This is a genomic window from Paenibacillus sp. FSL K6-1217, assembly GCF_045040735.1.
Classification (GTDB): Bacteria; Bacillota; Bacilli; order Paenibacillales; family Paenibacillaceae; genus Paenibacillus_AQ.
Window position 1 is genome coordinate 1,933,015 of sequence record NZ_CP150271.1, and the last position, 22,306, is coordinate 1,955,320.

The following is a 22,306-nucleotide window of genomic DNA, read 5'->3' on the forward strand; positions in this document are numbered from 1 at the left end:
ATTGCAACTTGATATTGCCAGCCGCGAAGTGACATATCTTGCATTTTCCACACTTTGGGAATCACAATTCTTGATAGATTCGGGCAGGCTCCTGTATACGCGACAGTGCGGTGTAATTTCAATAGAAGGAAAGCTTCCATAAAAACGACAAAATGTGAAAATCCTGTGTAATTCCGCACTTTCCCAAGTTATCGGTGGATTGAATGTCATCCTTAATTTAGCAATAAAATTAAAAATTAAGATGTTAAAAATATCACAGAAATTCGGGGCGAAGAAGAGTATCGCTAACCTCAATTATGTGGATGGTGCACAAGCATCCCATCTTTCCTCTCATAAAATATAGTATTTACGAAGAGAGGTCAGGTGAGCAGAATGAGCATTCAGTTTTTGGATATGCGCATTTCACAGGGTAGTACAGTGGATACATCAGTTATAAACTTGGTCCGTTCGGGTGCAATTTTCGGTGACATTGGACTGCAAACTGTAAATGTTACACCTGCCAATGTGAACTTGGTCAGAGTCACATTAAATGCCTATGTCAGGCGTAGTGTTGATGTTAGCGTTATAGTTCAGAATGATGTTACTTTTAATATCTACCGCAATAATACTTTAATCTTCAGTACCACATATCCGGGGAACATCAATAACACATTCATTCAGTAAGAAATGGTAGGAATAACCGCTGTGGACTTTCCTCCGGCCAGTGATGTGCTTGCAGGTCAAATTCAATACACAATTTCAGCCTCAGCCATTAGAACAGCCACTTTGGGTGCACGAAGCTTCAGTGGAATTGCAGTAGCCGGCAATGGATAACGATTGTTAAGGATATATCCGAAAAGAAAACTCCTGTCCATCCGGACAGGAGTTTCGTCTTCAACATAGAGCCGCTTAGTAAGTCCACCAGTTGCCTGACATAACAATCATCGAGAACAGCTTAATACTGTCTTCATAATAATCCTCTGCTGCGCTGCTGGCCGTATGGCTCCAGAGCGAGTTCAGCCAGCTCTGATTGGCGGAGGAGGTCATGGCGCTTACACCGAAGGGGGCATAGAACGCGCCGCTGTTATAGCTGCCGAAGGTGGTTCCGTTCAGCTTGTAGCCATCTTTGATGTTCCCCGGTGTACTGCTTACTTTGGTCTTGATCCAGCTGTTCAGCTGATTCAGCTGGGCTAAGGCCCGGTTATCGCCTGTCAGCAGATAATCGGTGGCGATCCGCCACGGTGTACGGCAGGAATTATAATTATAGTTGCCGTCGTTGGCATCCTCCAGGAAATTCGCGGCGGCTGGCTTATAGGTATTGTTGGAGTAAACTACGAAGTCCGGCAGCAAGCCGGTGGATGAGCTATAGCCGGTATAGAGGCTATTAATAATCGTATAGGTCTTGTTCGTTACATTCTGCCAGCGGACATCCCCGGTAGCGGTCTGGAAAGCCTTCAAGTGATTCAGCATGAAGTCTGAAGGCCGGGTAGCCGTATTGTATGAACCGCTATTCGCCCAGTCTCCGAGACGGATCGTCCACTGAGTCTGATTGATCTCCGTATCCATGATGGCGTTAATCATATTTGTCGCTGCCTGCAAATAGTTGACGGTTCCGCTGCTTCCCCATTGCTTGTGGGCCAGCAGCAGCGAGAAGGCAATATCCATATCGCCGTCGGTTGCGGAGTCTTGTCCTTCGATATTCTGGAAGCTGCTGTTCTGCTTCCAGGACATCAGATAGGGATTGATCGTGCTTGGATGGGCTGTGTAATAGTTATAGAGTCCGTTATAATACGTCTGCGCATTCGTGTCATAGCCGGCCATCAGCACGGTGAACAGCATGCCGTAGCCATGCGCTTCGGAGACTGTCTCTCCCGCTGAATTATATTTGACATAATATTTGCCGGTTCCGGCCGGTTTGAGATAGGCGCCTTTCCAGGCATCCCATTTGCTCTTGACAGCATTGTCCATAGCTGTCTGCGTAACATTGTTCGGTTTGATGGTTCCGCTCGTATAGGTGGTGTGCTGCGGGAACGGTTTGTTCACTGCGGCGAAGGCGGACCCGGCAGGCAGGATGAAGATGGCCAAACATAGAAGCATCAGACTTTTCCAGTGCAGCTTGCGTTTCCCTTGCTTGTTCATAACCCGTTCACTCCTCATCGTTGGGGTGGATACTTCAGAGAATCCATTGTACTTACAAACGGACAGCTGTAGGAAAAGTTCACCTCCTCAATTGGGTGTGGCGGCTACAGAAGAGAACGTAGCGGTTATAATGAGCTTAATAGTAAAATTAAAGCGCTTAAACTTTTTTTGCAAAAAAAACTCTTTCTTCCAAATCTGTTAATTGGAATATTTTAAATATATGATTTTAGAGACTTGCTGTCAATGAGTAAATGGTCGCTCACACAAAAAGCCCCCTCATACCACCGAGTTCGCACGGCAGGCCTGAGAGGGCTGACTATATTCTGGTTCTAATGAAATTCGGGCCAGGTTCTACTCCACATCCGTAATCATATGCTCCGCAATCAGCTGCTGCTTGCGGTTCCATAACTGTTCGCTGAGATTCACGCGGAAGACTTCCGGGTTCAGCTTGCGCAGGTACTCCGGCCAGAAGAGGTCCAGCTGCTCCTCATGGTAACGGCGGATCTCCGCCAGCTCCGGCAGGGTATAGACCTGGAAGCCGTTCACCACAATCGGCTCCAGCATCCGCAGAGCGTCGTAGCGCTCCACATGCTTCTTCATATAAGGGTGCAGCGGGTTGAACAGCTTCAGCCGGACACCGCTGCGGGGCGCAGCCTCATCGGCGAAGCTGATATAATCAGCCAGTGCCTTGCCATTCTGGCCAATAATGCGGTAGACTTCCTTTTTGCCGGGCGTAGATACCTTCTCGGGATTGGAAGAGATCTTGATCGTGGGGATCATCTCGCCGCTCGGGGCTTCAATCTCGACAAGCTTGTAGACGCCGCCCAGCGAAGGCTGATCCGCAGCGGTAATCAACTGGGTTCCGACACCCCATGTATCGATTGCAGCCCCCTGCGACTTCAAGTTCATGATGGTGTTCTCATCCAGATCATTGGAGGCCACAATCTTCACATACTGCAGCCCGGCTTCATCCAGCATCTCACGCGCCTTGCGGGACAGATAAGCAAGGTCACCGCTGTCCAGCCGGATACCGTTCATCCGTTTGCCCTGTGCCTCCAGCTTCTTCGCCGTGTTGATGGCATTCGGCACCCCGCTGCGCAGGGTATCGAAGGTATCCACCAGCAGCGTCACGCCGTCCGGCATCACTCTGGCGTAAGCGTCGAACGCCTCCTGCTCGCTTGGGAAGCTCTGCACCCAGGAATGGGCATGGGTGCCCTTCGTAGGGATGCCGAACTTTTTGCCGGCCAGCATGTTCGAGGTTGCATGGAAGCCGCCGACATAGGCGGCGCGTGCGCCCCACACTGCGGCATCCGCTTCCTGCGCACGGCGCGTTCCGAACTCCAGCAGCGTGTCGTCCGGGGCCACCTGCTTGATCCGCGAGGCCTTAGTAGCGATCAGCGTCTGATAGTTCATGAAGTTCAGGATTGCCGTCTCTACAAGCTGCGCCTCCATAATCGTGCCTTCCACCCGGATCAGCGGCTCATCCTGGAAGACCAGTGCCCCTTCCTTCATGGAATGGAGGCTGCCCTGGAAATGGAACTGCAGCAGCTCCTCCAGGAATGCCGGTGCATAGTTCTCCTCCTGCTCCGACAGGTAGCGGATATCGTCTTCCGTGAACCGCAGCTCGGCGATATACTGGGCTATCCGCTCAAGCCCCGCGAACACGGCGAACCCGTTGCCGAACGGAAGCTTGCGGAAGTAGGCTTCAAACACGGCCTTGCGCTTGTGGGTACCATTCATCCAGTGGGCGTACATCATATTAATCTGATATTTGTCTGTATGTAGAGCAAGTTCTCTCCTCAAGTCCTCATCTCCTAATGTATGCACTGCTGTATAAGGGCTCTGCAGCTGCTATTGTGTTGGAACTCTATTCCGCCGTGACGACCTTCGCGCCAAGACTGCCGCGGAAGTGTCCCAGCGCCCACACGTGGCCGTCCGGGTTGAAGCTGGCTACGGCATCCTCATGCACGATGATCTCGAAGCCGTGGTTGTAAGCATCCACTGCCGTATGCAGCACACAGATATCCGTACACACTCCGATCAGATGCACCTCGGTAATGCCCCGCTCACGCAGCTTCAGCGCAAGATCCGTGCCGCAGAAGGCGCTGTAACGCGTTTTGTCCATCCAGTAGACGGCTTCCCGGTTCTCCTCGTAGACAGTCTTCAGGCTGCCGTACAGCTCACGCCCCTGGCTTCCCCGCAGATTATGCGGCGGAAACAACTTGGTCTCCGGGTGATACGGATCACCTGCTTCATGCAGGTCTACAGCCATCACCACAAAGTCCCCGCTGCGCACGAATTGCTCCGTCAATTCACTGACTCTAGGCGCAATATCGATGCCGGGCTGGCCGACAGGCAGATTCCCGTCAACAAAATCATTCGTGAAATCAATTGCAATCAGTGCTCTCATAGCATGACAGCCTCCTAAAAGGTTAATGGGCCTGCACTTCCCGTTAGCTTACGTATAGATGGACAACAACGGCTCATGGTCCGTGAACATATAGAGCTGTGCCGGGCGCTGGGAATATTGATTGGAGCTGAGCGGATTGCCCGCTTCATCGCTCACTTCTTTTAATATACCCTGACGGCTGCGTGTTGACGTAATTTTGCGGATAAAATTCGGTTCTTTGAATTCCGGCACCACCGTCTGGATCACCTGGTACAGCTCGCTGAGCGTGAAATGGCGCGGCAGGAACTGCCGGGCAATCGTCGTCTGCAGCATCTGCTGCTGAATCCGCAGGTAGGCATCGGTAATAATATCATGGTGGTCAAAAGCCAGCTCCAGCTCCTCCAGCGCTTCCTGCAGTGTGAACAGGCCAACCTCGCCCGCATCATCCGAGGCCTGCCGCTGCTCCAGCATCCACTCCTCTACCAGTGCAAAGAAGGCATGGCTGATAATCCAGCCGCGCGGATCCCGGCCCGGCTGGCTGTAGACGCCGAGATATTCCAAATGTCCGCCGTCCACGCCGGTCTCTTCCTTCAGCTCGCGTGTAGCGGCATCATAGATCGATTCATCCTCCTGGCAAAAGCCGCCCGGCAGGGCCCACATGCCCGCACACGGCCACTTTTTGCGCCGGACCAGCATCACCTTCAGCTCGCGCAGCGGCAGCGTCTTCGTGACGGTCTTCCGCTCGCGCTTGGTCAGTGTAAACATGACAATATCCGCCGGAACGCCATCCGGAGTGCGGTATTTCTTGGCGTTATAGGTTTGTTCCGCGTTCTCAGTCACTTTAGATCATCCTTTGCCGCAGCTATTGTTTGCTGTTCGTATCTTTTAATGTACCAAACCTGTCCGCCCAAAATCAACCGGAGCAGCGCGCCAGCTTATGTAAAAGGGACGGATTCACATCCGCCCCCGGGGGTTCTGCCTTAATCTCCGCAAGTGGAGGGCGGCGCTTCGGTGCCTGCTTCCACATTGATTTTATCCGAGACGGTATCCCTGATCACTGAAATCACCATCTGCAGCAGATAATTGATATCGCTCTGGCTCTGCTGGAACTCGTTCACGACCGGGATGCTGTCGATCTCATCCTGCAGCGCTTCAATCTCACGCTCAATCTTCTCGACCATCGCCTGATTCTTGAAGCTCTCGAACGCGACGATCTCCTTCTGCTTCTTCTTAATGGTAGCAATAAGTCCCTGCACACGCTCGTGATTCAGGATCTTCTGCTCGGCCTGCTGGAAATGACGGACCTCCTCACTGGTGGAGATGAGTGCAGCCAAGTCCTTCGCTTTGCCCATAATATCCTCACGTACAATTAAATCGCGGGTATTGTGGGTCTGCATGCCATATTGATTCAGTCGTGCTTCTTCCTGGCTCATTCTTCTCGCCCCATTTCTCTATAATTAGAGGACCGCTGCGGCTTCCGCCTGATAGTCCCCCTGGATGTACCAAGTCTTCGCGCCGGTAATGCTCACCTGCACCAGCGTGCCAATCAGGGAGGACGGGCCTTCAAAATGCACCAGCTTGCTGTCACGGGTACGTCCGGCCAGCATCCGGGCATTATTCTTGCTCTCGCCTTCCACCAGAACCTCCACCCGCTGGCCCAGCATCCGCTCATTCCCCAGCCGGCTCTGCTCCTTGATCAGATCATTCAGACGCTGGAGGCGTCCGCTCTTGACCTCTGGCGGAACATTATCCTCCATCCCGGCTGCCGGAGTCCCTTCGCGCGGAGAATAAATGAAGGTATACGCCATATCATACCCTACTTCGCGCACCAGGGACAGTGTCTCCTCGAACTGCTCCTCCGTCTCACCGGGGAAGCCGACAATAATATCGGTAGTCAGCACCGCATCCGGCACGCCTGCCTTAATCTTGCGGACCAGCTCCAGGTAGGCTTCACGGGTATATTTGCGGCTCATGCGCTTCAGCACCGCTGTGCTTCCAGACTGCACCGGCAGATGAATATGCTCCACCAGATTCCCGCCTTTGCCCAGCACATGAATGAGTTTATCGTCAAAATCACGCGGATGCGAGGTCATGAACCGGATACGCGGAATATCGATCCTCCGCATGTCGTCCATCAGGTCGCCGAAGGTATAATCGATGTCGGTAAAATCCTTGCCGTAGGCATTCACATTCTGTCCCAGCAGCGTCACTTCCTTGAACCCCTGGCGGGCCAGCTCCCGCACCTCGGCAATGACATCCTCCGGACGCCTGCTCCGCTCCTTCCCACGGGTGAACGGCACAATGCAATAGGTACAGAACTTGTCGCAGCCGTACATAATGTTCACCCAAGCGCGCAGGCCCTCCCGCTTCTTCGGCAGATTCTCAATGATATCGCCTTCCTTGGACCAGACCTCGATGACCAGTTCGCGGCTGAACACCGCTTCCTTGATCAGCTGCGGCAGGCGGTGGATGTTATGGGTGCCGAAGATCAGATCGACGAAGCCGTACCGGCTCATGATCCGGTTGACCACGCCCTCCTCCTGGGACATACAGCCGCAGATTCCGAGCAGCAGGCCCGGCTTCTCCAGCTTCAGTGTTTTGAGATGGCCCAGCTCGCCGAATACCTTATCCTCCGCATTCTCACGGATCGCACATGTATTAAGTAGAATAATATCAGCCTCGCTGCGGTCTTCGGCCGCCCGGTACCCGAGCTGCTCCAGCATCCCCTTCATCGTCTCCGTGTCATGCTCATTCATCTGGCAGCCGTAGGTAGTAATATGATAGCTCTTGCCTGCCCCGAAATCCTCCATCTCCGGCGGAATCTCGAAATGATAGTGTACCTCAATCTCTTCCTTGCCCCGCCGCTTGCCTTCCTTGTAATCGGGCTGGCTGTTGATCTGCACGTTTCTGCCTTTGATCCGGTAGGTGGTCTTGCCTTCAGTCTCGCTGATCAGTTTGGCATCCGTGAAATCGAAATACTGCCCGTAATCCTTGCTCCCCTTCACCATGCTAAAGTCACATCCTCTGCTGATGTCCCCGTATTTTCAGAGCTTTTCTAGTGTAAAATTATATCATAAGAATCCCAATAGATACCATTCTATATCCGGGGTCAAGTTGGATTTAAAAGCTTTACTATAACGTATACGTTATCGTTTATAGTGTTGTTGAGGAGGGAACGGAACTATGATCCGCATCGGGGAGTTAGCGAAGACAGCAAATATCAGCAAAAGAACCTTGTATCACTATGAACAAATTGCGCTGTTACAGCCCACACTTATTTCAGAGAACGGATACCGCTATTATGATGCCAAAGCCATCCTCCGGCTTCAAAAAATTCTTTTATTGAAATCGGTCGGCTATACCTTGGAACAGATTAAAGGGCTGTTAGAGAATAAGCATTCTGCGCAAGAAGATGATAATTGGATCGCTTCATTAAACGAGCAGATAGAGCTGATAGAACAGAAGAAGGAAGAGTTAAGCCGCAAGCAGTATTATCTCCGGTCAACCATTCATGCCATCCGGCTCAAGGGAACAGAGAATTTGCAGGATCTGACGCACATCATTAGTGCCATGAATAACCGCCCTTTGAGCGGAGAAATCATACCTGCCGAATTCACGGAGGATTCACCCTTTACGGCTAAGGAAACCGGGATTCTTCAGCATCTCCCTGTGCTTGGCAGCAACAACCGGCAGATGGAGGAGCTTTTGGATATTTTGGAGCAGGCAGTACGGTTAAAGTCCTCATCTCCCTATTCTCCAGAAGCACAACATCTGGCGGGCCGGTTGTACGACAAGGCACTGGAGCTATTCGAGGGTGACGCCAAGCTGCTGGATAAGTATTGGGAGCAGATCAGACCCGCTGACGGGGCAGAGCCTGTCGTAATGGGCATGGATCGCGCATTCATGTCTTTTGTAGACGAGATGATCCGCTATTATCTGCACACCAGGAAAGGAGAACAGACATGAGTAACGCTAAACAATTAGAGATGATGTTCAGGAAAATAGGAAGGACAACCCTGCTGGCCAGTGCACTGCTTCTATTATCGGCCTGCGGAATAACACAAGAACCCAAGGAGGGAATGACCGCTGAGCCCTCCCCAGTACAGGCTGAACCGGATGCCGATGCCATACGGGTAGAGGTGCTAATTGAAAGTGACAGCGATTCGGCAGTTAATCTGGAGGTGGACATCGATGCCCGGAAGCATCCGGAAAGTGTCTATCTGGATACTATCGAAGTTCCTTACAGAGAGGAATTTACCGTCCCCAAGGACACCTTCATCCCGCTAACCTCCACTAAGGTGCAGGCAGACAAGGATGAGGCGGCCAGCTGGATCAGCTGTACCATTCTGTATGACGGAGAGGTAGTCGCAACTCACAAATCCAGAGGTGATAAAGCGAAGGCTGTTTGCGAGAAGAATTTCCGCTTGGGGCCGGGATAACGGATAAGAATTAAGCTTCACGGACAAAAAAGAACACCCCATGCGGGCAGCCATGAGCTGATAGACTTGAAGTCTAACCTAATGGCTTGGCACAGGGTGTTACAGATCAAGCTCTATTGATTAGTACAAAGTCTGGGTCGCCTCGGAGGTGAACGGAATAATCTCGTCCGGCTTGCCCGCCTGCACCTTGGCAGGCCATGCAGGATCGCTGATCAGCGCCCGGCCTACTGCTACCAGATCGAATTCAGCCCGTTCCAGGCGTTCCAGCAGACGGTCGATATTGTCGTCCTGGTTCTTCTCCGTGACCGCACTGGTGAACGCACTATCCAGTCCCACAGAACCTACTGTAATGGCAGGCTTGCCCGTGATCTTCTTCGTCCAGCCTGCCAGGTTAAGCTCCGAGCCAGCGAATTCCGGCTCCCAGAACCGCCGGGTCGAGCAGTGGAAGATATCCACGCCCGCATTGCTGAGCGGAGCCAGGAAGCGGGCCAGGTCCTCAGGAGTCTCAGCCAGCTTCGCGTCATAGGCTCCGGCTTTCCACTGCGAGAAACGTAGGATGATCGGGAAATCCGGTCCTACCGCGCGGCGGCAGGCATCGACCACTTCCACCGCAAAGGTGGTGCGCGCTTCCAGATCGCCGCCGTATTCATCGGTCCGGCGGTTGGTCTTCTCCCAGAAGAACTGGTCGATCAGATAGCCGTGGGCACCGTGCAGCTCAATTCCGTCGAATCCGATGGCTTTGGCAGCCTTCGCCGCCTTGGCAAAGGCACTGACGATTGCTTGAATCGCGCTCTTCGTCATCGGCTCCGTTACCTGCTCTCCGGCCAGACTCAGCCCGGACGGGCCAATTGGCAGCGCCGAAGCGTTAGGCCCCTCACCGATACTGCGGGCCATGCCGACATGCCAGAGCTGTGGCATAATCTTGCCCCCGGCGGCATGCACCTCGCGCACGACCTGCGCCCAGCCCTCCAGGGCGGCTTCGCCATGGAAGTTCGGGATATCCTGATGGCTGACCGCCGCCGGATGATCAATGGCTGTGCCTTCCGTTATGATCAGGCCTACCCCGCCTTCCGCGCGGCGGCGGTAATACGCTGCAACCTCAGGACCGGGTACGCCTCCAGGGGAATGCACCCGGGTCATCGGTGCCATCACCACACGGTTGCGGAGAGAAAGGCCTCCGTATTCAAAAGGTTCAAACAATGCAGCAACATTCATAATCCACTAGCCTCCAATTCATACGATGATTACTTTAAGTAAGCATAGTATGACGGTTTCCGGCGGCAAATGCAAATACTGTGACAGGGGTATTCTTCGTGGGCGTTTGGCTTGGCGTAACGGACTAAGCAGCACTTATTCCGGTTGCAAGTCACAATTGGGGCAAGCAACGGACCCCATAGACCTTATTCACCGATAGTATGCTCCTAAACATCGTTTACAGAGACGATAAGGTCCCCTCGGTCCGTTTCGCCGCACAAAGCGGTGTTTTCCTGGGAATAAGGTCTCTCCGGTCCGTCAGTACCGATTCGCTTAGGTTAACAAGGGAGTTAGAATAGGCGTCATACATCCAACACGCCGGCTTTCGGAGTCACCCGGAAGGCTGCAGCCAGATCCGCCAGCTGCTGATCGGTAATCTTCTGCTTGATTTCTCGTCCGCCGATCAGATTATAGACGATGGCGGCCTTCTCAATGGTCTCTACTAATCCGAACGTCGCATCCATAGTCTGGCCAGTCACGAAGATGCCATGCTGCGGCCAGATGACCACTCGGTAATCCTTCATTTTATCCGCGGTGGCCCGCCCGATCTCACTGCTGCCCGGAACCATCCAGGGAATGACGCTGACGCCATCCGGGAAGACCACCAGACATTCCGTGCACATCTCCCACAGAGTCTTGGTGAATTTCAGCTCATCCAAATCATGGGTGAACGTCATGGCAATCACATTCGTTGCATGGGTATGCAGCACAATCCGGTGCGCGGGATCTACCTTCAACCGCTCGATGTGGCTCATGAAGTGGGAAGCAAGCTCACTGGTCGGAACAGCGCCGCTGCGCAGTCCCCACAATACCTCCACGCTCTCGCCGCCGCTGCTGACACGAAGTACACCCAGGTTAGCTTCCGGGTCCTTGATCACATTGCGGAAATACTTGCCTGATCCGGTAACGATGAAGTATTTGCCCGCCAGCTCGGTTACAGGGAAGGTCAGGCTGATCGTACGCAGCGGCTCGCGGATATTGATATACTTGGCTACCTCTTCTTCATCCAGCAGGTAACTGACATTGCCGCCGTTCAGCTCATCCCAGCCCAGGGACCACATGTGATGGGTGATTTCGGACATTTCCTCGATAAAAGGCGCTGTGACGCCGGATATATACCCCTTGGATTCAATTACGGAAGTACTCATATGCGCTCTCTCCTTCTAAAAATCTTATCTGTGTGCCAGGACTTCCTGCTCATAGCTCTTCACTTCAGCCAGCCACCCCTCGCGGACCGGGGTCCCCTGCGAAGCGCAGTAGTAATCCCAGACTGCACCGAACGGATAGGACTTGAATTCTTCCACCAGGGCCAGCCGCGAGGTGTAATCTCCGGCCCGTTCAATGGCCCGAAGCGCCTCTACCGGCTCCAGCATAGCGCGCAGCAGGGCCTTGAGCGTATTGCGGGTGCCGATGACCCAAGCCGCCAGGTGATTGATGCTGCCGTCGAAGAAGTCGAGGCCGATATGTGTACGCGGCAGCAGATCCCCGCGGACCAGCTCACGGGCAATCTCCAGCAGCTCATCGTCCATGGTAACTACATGATCACTGTCCCAGCGGACTGGTCTGCTGACATGCAGCAGCAGTTGTTCGCTGAACATCAGGATCGAGCTGAGCTTGTTAGAGATCACTTCGGTCGGATGGAAATGCCCGGCATCCAGACAGAGCGCTTTGCCCCGTGTAAGGGCGTAGCCCATATAGAACTCATGTGATCCGACAACGTAGCTCTCCGAGCCGATGCCGAACAGCTTGCTCTCCACGGCATCGATCGTGTACTGCGGATCCATCTCCTCGCTGAAGATTTCATCCAGCGATTCCTTCAGGCGCATGCGCGGTGCCAGCCGGTCCACCGGAGTATCCTTGTAGCCGTCCGGCACCCAGAAATTCGTTACACACGGCTGGCCCAGCTCGCGGCCGAAGTGCTCGGCAATGCTGCGGGAAGCCTTGCAATGCTTAATCCAGAAGCTGCGGATCTCTTCGTCCGCATGGCTGAGGGTGAAACCGTCCGCTGCCTTCGGATGCGAGAAGCAGGTCGGATTGAAATCAAGACCTAAGCCCTGCTCCTTGGCCCATTCTACCCAGCCGGCGAAATGGCGCGGCTCCAGCTCATCCAGGTCCACCTGCTCCTTCGTATCGGCATAGATCGCATGCAGATTGACCTTGTGCTTACCGGGAATCAGCGAGAGGGCCTTCTCCAGATCCTGACGCAGCTCATCCGGTGTACCAGCCCTGCCGGGATAGCTGCCGGTCACGGCAATGCCGCCGCTCAGCTCTTTATCCTTGAACAGGAAGCCGCGCACATCGTCACCCTGCCAGCAGTGCAGCGATACTTTGATCTGCGCCAGCTTCTCCAGTACCTCATCCGTATGAATCCCATGGGCTGCATATAATTTCTTGGCTTCGTTGTAGCTGCTTACGATGCTCTGGTCCATGCTGTTGCCTCCTAAATTACGTATTATGAACATTCTCTTCCCGTTGAAGCTGCTCCCAGCGGACCAGCAGCTCCGCCAGCTGAGGAACCGGCTGCGGCAGATAAGACTGAATCGCGAAGGACTGGCCGATGATCTGCCGGGCTTCATGGATGTCAGCCATGCGCCCCGCCTCAATCATCTGCACAGCCAGATTCCCCAGGGCTGTGGATTCGGTCGGTCCGGCCAGTACCTCCTTGCCGGTAACATCCGCTGTCAGTTGGCACAGCAGTCTGTTGTTAGCGCCGCCGCCGACAATCTGCACCACTTCGGTGCGCTCCCCCGTAAGCTCTTCAAGCTCTGCGAGATAGCTGCGGTAGGATAGCGCCAGACTGTCGAAGATACAGCGGGCCAGCTCGCCCGGCGTCTGCGGCACAGGCTGGCCTCTCTCCTGGCAGGCTTGGCGGATCTCCTGAATCATATCGTCCGGGTTCAGGAACCGCGGATGATTGCAGGGAATCAGGCTGCGGAAGGCTGCACATTCAGCGGCCTGCTCTGCCAGTTCCGCGAAGCTGTACCTTTCGCCGTCCAGTCTGCGAACTTCCTGGATCAGCCAGAGGCCCATAATATTCTTCAGGAACCGGTAAGTCCCGTAAGCGCCCCATTCATTGGTATAATTGGCTGCCATCGCTCTGCTGTCAATGATCGGGTGGTCAAGCTCGACTCCCAAGAGAGACCAAGTTCCGCTACTAAGGTAGGCTGACGCACGGTCCTTCTGAGCAGGCACACCGAGTACCGCAGATGCTGTGTCATGTGTGGCAACGCAGATCAGGCGGCACTCCGGCAGATCATAGCTCTCTACCAGCTCCGCTGAGAGGAAGCCAAGCTCCTCACCAGGCTCCGTCAGTCTGGCGAACTGCTCTCTGCGCAGATGCAAGAATTCCAGCAGCTCCGGATCGAAATCACGGGTGGCGAGATTCAGCAGCTGTGTCGTGGATGCATTGGTAACCTCGTTGATTTTGCGCCCGCCCAGCCGGTAGTAGAGATAATCCGGCACCAGCAGGATCTGATCGGCAGCCTCCAGCTCTTCCCGGTCATGCGTATACAGCTGATACAGCGTATTGAAGGGAAGCTGCTGTATCCCCGTCTTGGCGTACACCTGATGCGGCGGGAGCTGCTTTCCGACTTCCTCCATCACCCCGTCCGTCCGGCGGTCACGGTAGGCATAGACCTCATTCACCCGCTTGCCTTCGGCATCCAGCAGCACATAATCTACCGCCCAGGTATCAATCCCGAGGGTGCATTCGTGAATGCCTCTTAGCTTCGCCTGGTGCAGACCTTTAATAATTTCATCGAATAAATAATCCATATCCCAGAAGCAGGAGCCGTCCTGCTCCGTGAAGGCATTGCTGAAACGGTGAAGCTCCGTAAGCTGGAGGCTCCCGTCCACGAGCTGTCCGAGTACAAGCCGGCCGCTGGAGGCGCCGATATCGACGGCGATATGATAGGTCATAGGGAATCTCCTATTCTATGGGAGGTTGATTTACAGAATTTTGCGGAATAACGCGATTACTTCATCTTTGGTAGGAATAAAAGGGTTACCGGGTGCGCAGGCATCCTTCATCGCATTCTCGGCGAGCAGATCAAGATCTACTTCAGCTACACCCAGCTCAGACAGCTTGGCAGGAATGCCAACCTCCTTGGACAGTGCCTTGATCGACTCGATGACGTAATCCGCACATTCCTTGTCGCTGCGTCCTTCAGTCTGCATACCGGCTGCTCTGGCAATCGCTCTGAATTTCTCCGGCACATGCTTGGCATTCTCTTCTTCCACATAAGGCAGCAGCAATGCATTGCATACGCCGTGCGGCAGATCATACACACCGCCTAGCTGATGCGCCATGGCATGCACATAGCCTAAGCCTGCGTTATTGAAGGCGAGGCCGCCTAGGAAGATCGCATAGACCATCTGCTCACGCGCTTCAATATCCCCTCCGTTCGTTACCGTCCTCGCCAGATTGCCGAAGATCAGCTCTACCGCAGCCAGTGCCGTAGCATCGGTTACCGGGTAGGCGCCCGGAGTGACCAGTGCCTCAATCGCATGCGTCAGCGCATCCATGCCCGTAGCTGCCGTCAGGGCGGCAGGCTTATCTATCATCAGCTCAGGATCATTCACCGAGATGGTGGCGATACTGTTCTTGTCTACCATGACCATTTTGATCTTGCGCTCTTCATCAGTAATCACATAGTTGATCGTCACTTCACTTGAAGTTCCGGCCGTTGTATTCACCGCTACAATCGGCAGAGATTTATGGACGGATTTGTGAACGCCCTCATAATCGGCAATGTGCCCGCCGTTGGTGGCTACAATCCCGATGGCCTTGGCCGTATCCTGCGGCGAGCCGCCGCCGATGGAGATCAGATAGTCACATTCATGCTGCTTCAGGAACGCAACGCCCTCATGGACATTTTTGCAGGTGGGGTTCGGCTTCACTTCATCATATACCGCATAATGGATTCCCGCTTCATCCAGCACAGCAAGCAGCCTGCCGGCGATTCCGCTCTTCATCAGGAACTTGTCTGTGACTACAAGCGCCTTGTTCAGTTTCAGCTCTTGAAGGTACGGGGCAATGTCCTTCAGACAGCCCTTCCCCATAATGTTGATTGACGGCACATAATAGACATGAGTACTCATTGCTTAACCAGCCTCCCGGGCACATGAATAATGAATGAACACTGTAAGCATACCTCTCCCTGTTGACCTTCTCATCGTACCGCCCTAAATCTGTGTTGTCAACAAATTAAATACTAAATATGTTGTTTTTATTTGTTTAATGTTTGTTATGTGGGAAATAAGCCATCCCTTATGTGGGTTTAAGAAGCAAATGGGGTTCATTATGTTGTACAACACAGAAATAACAGTCTATATTAAGACTATCAATTCCGAGAAAGGTGATAACGTATGCTCGCTGCCGAAAGACGCAAAAAAATAATCGACCTTGTCCATCAGGACAAACGGGTGCTGGTCTCTGATCTGAGCCGGATGTTCGAGGTTACAGAGGAGACGATCCGCAGGGACCTGGAGAAGCTGGAGAAGGATGGCATTGTAAGCCGGACCTACGGCGGAGCCATGCTGAACAGGCACACCAATGAGGATTTGCCTTTTCTGACCCGGGGTGCGCTCAATACGGATATCAAACGAAGAATAGCGATCCAGGCGCTGGATCTGATCAATGACGGGGATACGCTGATGGTGGACCCCAGCTCGACTGCGTTTGAATTCCTCAAGCTTCTGGGTAATAAAAGCAATCTGACGATCATCACCAACTCCATCAACATTCTCCATGAGTTCGCGAGTTCAAGTCTGAGCATTATTTCCACAGGCGGCTCCCTCCGCCACCGTTCCTTATCGCTTGTCGGCCCCGTAGCCCATGAGACCATTCAGCGCTACAATGTGGACACCGCCGTAATCAGCTGCAAGGCCCTTGACATGGACCGCGGAGTCACCGATTCCAATGAACCGGAATGTGAGCTGAAGAAATACATGCTGCGCCAAGCCCACAAGGTAGTCCTTCTGGCTGACCATACCAAGTTCGACCAGACGGCCTTCGCCAGGCTCGCAGAGCTAAGCCGGATCGATGTGCTGATTACCGACCGCAAGCCTTCAGAAGCGTGGCTGAAGCTGTTGTCCGAGAAGAATGTGGAAGTATTGTATTAATATCACGAGAGATCATTTTGAGAGGGGATAAGTTTAGATATGGGCACAAAGAGGAAAACCTTACCCGCGGACTTCCGCGAGCTGGTTAAATCAGGGGATATCGATCTACTTAAGGCTGTTTTTGAGCAATGTGACTGGAATGCAACCTTGGGATCCTACAAAGAACCTGCACTCAGCATCCGGCAAATTCCGGATGAGCTGGCCCGCTGGCTGGTGGAGCAGGGTGCTGACATTAACGCCAGGGATAAATACCAGCGTACTCCGCTGCATTCGCAGGCCGGAAACTGGTCAGGTAATATCCCGCTGTTCCTCGAGCTTGGTGCTGAGCTGGAAGCCCTGGATTATCAGGACGAGACCCCGCTGCACGCCGCTGTCAACTACTACCGGACTGGGGCGATCCGTGATCTTATCGCTCACGGCGCCAACATCCATGCTGTGAACAAGCGCGGGAATACCCCGCTGGCCAAGGGCTTGATCAATTGCCGGAATGCCGATATCACCGGCATGGCTGAGATCGCGCAGGTGATGCTTGCAGCCGGGGCAGAGGTCACACCGGAGATGAGGGAATCCGTGACGAAGATCGGCAAGAATTTTGAATTCATCAAAGCTAATTTCAATAAAGACTACTTGGATGATACCGTTGCAGCCCTGGACAAGCTGTACAAGCTGTTCGGTGTGGAGCCTGTAGCCGGGCGGGTGATGCATGACGGCGTTTCTAAGATCGAGGTTAAGAGCACAAGGTGGCAGGATCAGCATCAGGAGCTATGGGAGGCGCTCATCCCCGGTTCAGGACCCGCGCTTACTGTACAAGGGGAGGTCATTCGCATTACAGGGCGGATCTCCTATGAAATCATGAATAACGGTGGAGGCAACTGGGATGCGGATTTTCGTAAAATGCTCAGTGCACTGCTTCTGCACTTCGCCTCAGGCACACCTCTGGACCCTGCGCAACTGAAGGAAGCTGCGGAATTAGCCGGTTACCTGCGCCATGGCAACGGCAATGATGAACCGGCCCGATTATGCGAAATGGCCGTGAATTGGGTACTAGCCAATCCACAGCCTGTTTCCTTGCCGCAACCGGATTACAAACGCTGAACGCTGAAACATCCGATATTTGTCCTTATCCCTATGAAGAAGCAGCTCCCTTGGAGAGCATAATATTCAGAATCGCCTGGTCTGTGGCGGCAAGCCCCTCCTGGACCAGGGTCTCCATATTCTTGATCGTATCCTCCACCTTCTCGAAGATAACACCATCATTGAGACTTGCTGAGATATCGTTCATGGCCAGGGTGGCGGACTGAATGGCCGCATTGGTAGCCGTGGAGATTTTGAGCGCGCAGGTCGGCTTGGCACCGTCGCAGATCATACCAGAGGTAGATGCAATGGTATTCTGAATGGAGTGTTTAATCTGCGCGAGCGTGCCGCCCATCAGATAGACAATGCCGCTGCCTGCCCCTACTCCGCCGGCAATGCCTGAACCGCAGAGCGGAGAGAGACGGCCAATGTAATGCTTGACATGAATGGTGATCAGATTGCTCAGCGCCATCGCTCTTGCAAGGGTCTCCTCATCCTTGCCGAGGAGCTCGGCCAGGGCAATGACCGGCAGGGTGCAGGCAATCCCCTGATTGCCGCTGCCCGCCGTAGTCATTACCGGCATGGCACTGCCGTCCATCCGGGCATCGGAGGCCGCTGCCGTTGCGGCAATGATCCGGTTCGCCACATCTGCGCCGAACAGATTGAGCGCCGATTGCTGGCTCATTTTCCGGCCTACCTGAAGACCATACTCCCCGCGCAGACCTTCGTCCGAGATCGCCTTATTCATCCTCGCCCCCTCCAGCAGGAAGCGGAGATCCGCGAACGGTGTATTCTGAACGAAGGCATAGATGTCTTCAAGCGAGACGGAGTACTCCTCCGGGTCCAGGCTATGCGGGTCCCCGCAGTCGGCCTTGTCCAGCTTCGGCTCAAGCCGCTTGCCATCCTTCGCGAGGAACTCCACATTCGTATGTTCTTTCACCAGGATCGCTGTGGCGGTATGGTTCTTGCTGTGTACTCTCGCTTCAATATACAGCTTCTCCGGCGTATCCTTCAGCTCAACCTCCAGCAGCTTCCGCTCCAGCATCCCCTCTGCGCTTGCCAGCTCCTCCGGGGTCAGCCCGGACAGAATCTCCAGCTTCCGCTCCGAGCGGCGCAACACCGCCCCCAAAGCAGCTGCTATCGGCAGCCCGGTCTGGCCGGTACCCGGTATCCCTACGCCCATCGCATTCTTGATGATATTCCCGCTGAGCAGCAGCTGAATTGAAGTAATTTCCTCTTCCACCAGTTCAGCCGCCAATGAGACGGCATAGGCAACCGCGATGGGTTCCGTACAGCCTTCTGCCGGCACAATTTCTTTGTGTAACACTTCCAGTAGGTTCATCATCTGTATACCACCATTCCCTCTGTCTGCCTTCTGTGTCTATATCTGTTTCTATATATAGTACATCAGATAGACAGTCCGGGGAATCCCCGTTATTACCCATCACCCGCCCAGCTTCACCAGCCGCTTCAGCCCTTCCGTGCAGGCCCAGCCCCCCGCTCCCGCCAGAATCGTATTATGAAAAATGTTCAAAGCCAGCTTATACGTCATACTGCCGATAATGATTTCAACTACAATAAACCGTAAAATATCTCTTTTCGTAATCAGATAGACTCTGAATTCCTGATTCTGGGACACCGGTCCTCTCCCCCGTCCATTTATGTTTGATGTACTTATATGCTCCGTGCGGGTTGTCTGATTCTGCCTGCGAAACCGAAGCTTATCAGCACAAGTGGAAACAAAATAAACAGGCTGTCCCAAGAGTCATGGAATGACTACTTGAAACAGCCTGTACACAACCATATAAGTTGAGTTGCAACACCGTATTATCTACACTGATTGCATTTTATGCAATAGATTTCGCTTTAATGTGCCCTAAAACTCATTCTGTTGTATTTGATACTGTACAAAATTAGAAACCAACCAATGCAAAGGACAAAGGCAAGGGCGAGAGCTGTCTCTATAGAAAAACTACTTTCGGGACAGCCCGCTATGCAGTGTCTTACTTCGACTCCACCGCATGGCCGCCGAATTCGTTGCGCAGGGCGGCGACCACTTTGCCGGTGAAGGTATCGGTCTCCAGCGACCGGTAGCGCATGAGCAGCGCCATGGCGATGACCGGAGTCGCAGCCTGGAGGTCGAAGGCCGTCTCCAGCGTCCAGCGTCCCTCCCCGGAGGAATGCATGATCCCTTTGATGTCCTCCAGCTTGGCATCCTTGGAGAAGGCCCGCTCGATCAGCTCCATCAGCCAGGAGCGGACCACCGAGCCGTTATTCCAGACGCGGGCTACCTGCTCGAAATCGAAATCATACCCGCTCTTCTCCAGAACCTCGAAGCCCTCACCGATCGCAGCCATCATCCCGTATTCAATGCCGTTGTGCACCATCTTGAGGAAATGTCCGCTCCCGGATTTACCGGCGTACAGATACCCGTTCTCTACCGCAGTGTCCCGGAACAGCGGTTCAACGACCGTCCACGCTTCCTCATCGCCGCCAACCATGTAACACGCCCCATTGCGCGCGCCTTCCATCCCGCCGGAGGTTCCGGCATCCAGGAAATGAATCCCGTGGGCACCCAGTTCCTCATGACGGCGGATCGACTCTTTATAATGAGAGTTCCCGGCTTCAATGATTATATCTCCCTTGGACAACAACGGCGTCAGTTCCGCAATAACCGAATCTACAAAAGTATGGGGAACCATGATCCAGAGAATACGCGGGGCATCCAGCTTGTCCGTAAGCTCCTTCAGGCTTGCTGCCCCGGACGCACCGCGTTCTGTCATTTCCTGTACCGCAGCGGCATTCACATCATATGCCGCCACTTCGTGACCATGCTCCAGCAGGTTCTGGCCCAGATTGAAGCCCATTTTGCCAAGTCCAATTAAACCGACTTTCATTACGAATCCCTCCGAGTATTGTAGTCATTACTTAGGGTTTCAAGTTCGCCGCTTACGCTCCCGGACGGACGGCTTCCGGCTCCATCCCGGCTGTCCGGTGGACTCGCGCAGGCTCCACGTTCTCCGGTTCATCGAGCCACCAGCGGAATTCGCCAAGGAGCTGGTCTGCTGCCTCCGGGCCATTAGATCCGGCAGGATACAGGTCCAGCGGCAGACTTCCTTCGGCTGTGGCATCGATGATAGGCTGAACCCACTGCCAGGACAGCTCTACTTCCTCCCAATGGGCGAAGAAGGTGGCATCGCCCAGCATCGCATCATAGATCAGATTCTCATAGGCTTCCGGCAGGTCAGGATTACCTGACTCGTGCTTAATGCTGACCGGTTCAAGCTCCCCATGCTGATGGGGGTTTTTGGTATTCAGCGTCAGGGAGATGCCCTCATTCGGGCCAATCTCAATCACCAGCAGGTTAGGGTCAAGCGGCAGCTGGTTACGGTTCTTGTTATGAACATCATTAAACGGCTCTTTGAATTCTATAACAATCCGGGTGGATTTCTCCTTCATGCGTTTGCCTGTACGGATGTAGAACGGCACATCCTTCCACAGCGGATCATCGATCCACAGGCGTGCAGCAATGTATGTCTCGTTCTGTGAAGAGGCTTCGATCCCCGGTTCAGCGGTGTATGCGGGCACTTGCCGTCCGCGCATCTCCCCCGCTGCATACTGTCCGCGCACTACATGCTGCGTCACTTCTTCCGCAAGCAGCGGACGTACAGAGCGGATCACATGGCGTTTCTTGCTGCGCACATCCTCTGGTGTACTGCCCTTCGGAAGCTGCATCGCCATCATCATGAGCAATTGGAGCATATGGTTCTGGAACATGTCGCGCAGCGCGCCAGCCTTGTCATAGTACCCCGCCCGCTCTTCTACCCCAACCGTTTCACTGGCGGTAATCTGAACGTTGGCGATATACCGGTTCTGCCATAAAGCCCGCAGCACAGGGTTAGAGTACTTCAATACCTCCAGGTTCTGCACCATCGGCTTGCCGAGGAAGTGGTCAATACGGAAGATCTCCTCCTCTGCAAAAGCCGCGTTCAAGCTCTCATTCAGCACCCGCGCCGACTGCAGATCCCGGCCGAACGGCTTCTCGATAATCAGGCGTTTCCAGCCCCTAGTATCCCCAAGACCGCTGGCGTTGATGTTAACGGCGATCTCCCCGAAGAATTCGGGACCGACAGACAGATAGAACATCCGGTTCTGCGGCAATCCGAGCTCTTCCTCGCGGCGCTGTACATGACGGAGCAGCTTCACATAATCTTCCGGACGACCGACATCCAGCACACTATATTCAAAAGCCCGCAGGAAATTCTGCACCTCCGCTGTATCCTCAACCGGACGGCGCGAGAAGGTACGCAGGGAATCAAGCACCTGACGCTGAAACGTCTCGTTCGAGAGCTCTCTTCTGCCCAGCCCAATGACAGAGAGAGGACCGGAAAGCTTGCCATCAGCGAACAGGTTGTAGATCGCGGGGTAGATTTTTCGCTTCGCCAGGTCCCCGGTTGCGCCAAAAAGTATAAAGGTTGATGATTCCACTTTCATTCCTCCCGTTGTTATTATTTTATTATATAGTTACTTATTATTACTCAGGAACTTTATAACACATCATACGACTATAAAATCAATTCGTCAATCTCAATTCGACATTTACGATAATTACCCAAACATGCCAAATAGCAGGCCTTCCATTAGAAGACCTGCTATGATGCTCCGAACTCATGATCAGAACCATGAAGATACCAGATCATTGATCGGCTTGTAGATGAATATAATCAGCAGCAGCGGGCTGGGAACCTGAATTTTGAGCAGCGTGCATATCGTGGCAGCCATTCCGCCGATCCACAGCAGACCCCAGACCACACGGTCACGCCGCTTCTGCCTGCCCTTCAAGGAGGACAGATCCATGGCTGCACAGCCTGCGGCAATCAGAGCAAACATCAGCACCAGCAGCATACTG

Annotated in this window: 20 protein-coding genes; 4 read left to right on the forward strand and 16 right to left on the reverse strand. The window is 53.7% G+C overall.

Annotated elements, in window-relative coordinates; all coding sequences use genetic code 11:
• Nucleotides 1-888: 888 nt before the first annotated feature.
• From MHH28_RS08515 to miaB, 6 genes are all read right to left on the reverse strand, one after another.
• A complete protein-coding gene (locus tag MHH28_RS08515) occupies nt 889-2,118 on the reverse strand; it encodes a glycosyl hydrolase family 8 (protein ID WP_405113912.1) in 1,230 nt (409 codons plus the stop codon).
• A gap of 351 nt (nt 2,119-2,469) precedes the next feature.
• Nucleotides 2,470-3,921, reverse strand: a complete 1,452-nt coding sequence (locus MHH28_RS08520) for a nicotinate phosphoribosyltransferase (protein ID WP_405113914.1) — start codon at nt 3,919-3,921, stop codon at nt 2,470-2,472.
• Between the two features lie 64 nt (nt 3,922-3,985).
• Nucleotides 3,986-4,528, reverse strand: a complete 543-nt coding sequence (locus tag MHH28_RS08525) for a cysteine hydrolase family protein (protein WP_405113916.1) — start codon at nt 4,526-4,528, stop codon at nt 3,986-3,988.
• A 48-nt stretch (nt 4,529-4,576) separates the two neighbouring features.
• On the reverse strand, nt 4,577-5,347 hold the full coding sequence (locus MHH28_RS08530) for an NUDIX domain-containing protein (RefSeq protein WP_036699096.1): 771 nt from the start codon (nt 5,345-5,347) through the stop codon (nt 4,577-4,579).
• Between the two features lie 140 nt (nt 5,348-5,487).
• A complete protein-coding gene (locus MHH28_RS08535) occupies nt 5,488-5,940 on the reverse strand; it encodes a RicAFT regulatory complex protein RicA family protein (RefSeq protein ID WP_405113919.1) in 453 nt (150 codons plus the stop codon).
• Nucleotides 5,941-5,964: 24 nt separating this feature from the next.
• A complete protein-coding gene (gene miaB, locus MHH28_RS08540) occupies nt 5,965-7,515 on the reverse strand; it encodes a tRNA (N6-isopentenyl adenosine(37)-C2)-methylthiotransferase MiaB (RefSeq protein WP_405113921.1) in 1,551 nt (516 codons plus the stop codon).
• A 175-nt stretch (nt 7,516-7,690) separates the two neighbouring features.
• Between miaB and MHH28_RS08545 the strand changes: the two genes are divergently transcribed.
• Nucleotides 7,691-8,473: a MerR family transcriptional regulator gene (locus tag MHH28_RS08545; RefSeq protein ID WP_405113923.1), complete on the forward strand. Its 783-nt coding sequence runs from the start codon at nt 7,691-7,693 to the stop codon at nt 8,471-8,473.
• Nucleotides 8,470-8,946, forward strand: coding sequence for a hypothetical protein (locus MHH28_RS08550; protein WP_405113925.1), 477 nt, complete (start codon nt 8,470-8,472; stop codon nt 8,944-8,946). Before MHH28_RS08545 ends, MHH28_RS08550 begins: the two co-directional genes overlap by 4 nt.
• Nucleotides 8,947-9,066: 120 nt before the next feature.
• Here MHH28_RS08550 and MHH28_RS08555 read toward each other — a convergent pair whose 3' ends face one another.
• The 5 genes from MHH28_RS08555 to MHH28_RS08575 form a co-directional block, all read right to left on the reverse strand.
• Nucleotides 9,067-10,161, reverse strand: coding sequence for an NADH:flavin oxidoreductase (locus MHH28_RS08555; RefSeq protein WP_405113927.1), 1,095 nt, complete (start codon nt 10,159-10,161; stop codon nt 9,067-9,069).
• A gap of 341 nt (nt 10,162-10,502) precedes the next feature.
• Nucleotides 10,503-11,348, reverse strand: coding sequence for a rhamnulose-1-phosphate aldolase (rhaD, locus tag MHH28_RS08560; RefSeq protein ID WP_405113929.1), 846 nt, complete (start codon nt 11,346-11,348; stop codon nt 10,503-10,505).
• Between the two features lie 24 nt (nt 11,349-11,372).
• A complete protein-coding gene (rhaA, locus tag MHH28_RS08565) occupies nt 11,373-12,629 on the reverse strand; it encodes an L-rhamnose isomerase (protein WP_405113931.1) in 1,257 nt (418 codons plus the stop codon).
• Nucleotides 12,630-12,645: 16 nt separating this feature from the next.
• Nucleotides 12,646-14,118 (reverse strand): rhamnulokinase, encoded by a 1,473-nt coding sequence (gene rhaB / locus MHH28_RS08570; protein WP_405113933.1) that lies wholly within the window; start codon nt 14,116-14,118, stop codon nt 12,646-12,648.
• Nucleotides 14,119-14,148: 30 nt separating this feature from the next.
• Nucleotides 14,149-15,300, reverse strand: a complete 1,152-nt coding sequence (locus MHH28_RS08575; RefSeq protein WP_405113935.1) for an iron-containing alcohol dehydrogenase — start codon at nt 15,298-15,300, stop codon at nt 14,149-14,151.
• A 267-nt stretch (nt 15,301-15,567) separates the two neighbouring features.
• Here MHH28_RS08575 and MHH28_RS08580 point away from each other — a divergent pair, with 267 nt between their 5' ends.
• The gene (locus MHH28_RS08580) at nt 15,568-16,323 is read left to right on the forward strand and encodes a DeoR/GlpR family DNA-binding transcription regulator (protein WP_405113937.1); all 756 of its coding nucleotides are present in this window, start codon (nt 15,568-15,570) and stop codon (nt 16,321-16,323) included.
• Between the two features lie 39 nt (nt 16,324-16,362).
• Nucleotides 16,363-17,418 carry an ankyrin repeat domain-containing protein gene (locus MHH28_RS08585; protein ID WP_405113939.1) on the forward strand — a complete coding sequence of 352 codons (1,056 nt, stop codon included), beginning with the start codon at nt 16,363-16,365 and terminating at the stop codon, nt 17,416-17,418.
• Between the two features lie 31 nt (nt 17,419-17,449).
• Here MHH28_RS08585 and MHH28_RS08590 read toward each other — a convergent pair whose 3' ends face one another.
• The 5 genes from MHH28_RS08590 to MHH28_RS08610 form a co-directional block, all read right to left on the reverse strand.
• The gene (locus tag MHH28_RS08590; protein ID WP_405113941.1) at nt 17,450-18,742 is read right to left on the reverse strand and encodes a serine dehydratase subunit alpha family protein; all 1,293 of its coding nucleotides are present in this window, start codon (nt 18,740-18,742) and stop codon (nt 17,450-17,452) included.
• Between the two features lie 99 nt (nt 18,743-18,841).
• Nucleotides 18,842-19,036, reverse strand: coding sequence for a hypothetical protein (locus MHH28_RS08595; protein ID WP_405113943.1), 195 nt, complete (start codon nt 19,034-19,036; stop codon nt 18,842-18,844).
• Nucleotides 19,037-19,400: 364 nt separating this feature from the next.
• On the reverse strand, nt 19,401-20,294 hold the full coding sequence (gene gnd, locus MHH28_RS08600) for a phosphogluconate dehydrogenase (NAD(+)-dependent, decarboxylating) (RefSeq protein ID WP_405113945.1): 894 nt from the start codon (nt 20,292-20,294) through the stop codon (nt 19,401-19,403).
• Nucleotides 20,295-20,346: 52 nt separating this feature from the next.
• Nucleotides 20,347-21,885: a glucose-6-phosphate dehydrogenase gene (gene zwf / locus MHH28_RS08605; protein WP_405113947.1), complete on the reverse strand. Its 1,539-nt coding sequence runs from the start codon at nt 21,883-21,885 to the stop codon at nt 20,347-20,349.
• A 186-nt stretch (nt 21,886-22,071) separates the two neighbouring features.
• Nucleotides 22,072-22,302 carry a hypothetical protein gene (locus MHH28_RS08610; RefSeq protein WP_405113949.1) on the reverse strand — a complete coding sequence of 77 codons (231 nt, stop codon included), beginning with the start codon at nt 22,300-22,302 and terminating at the stop codon, nt 22,072-22,074.
• Nucleotides 22,303-22,306 lie beyond the last annotated feature (4 nt).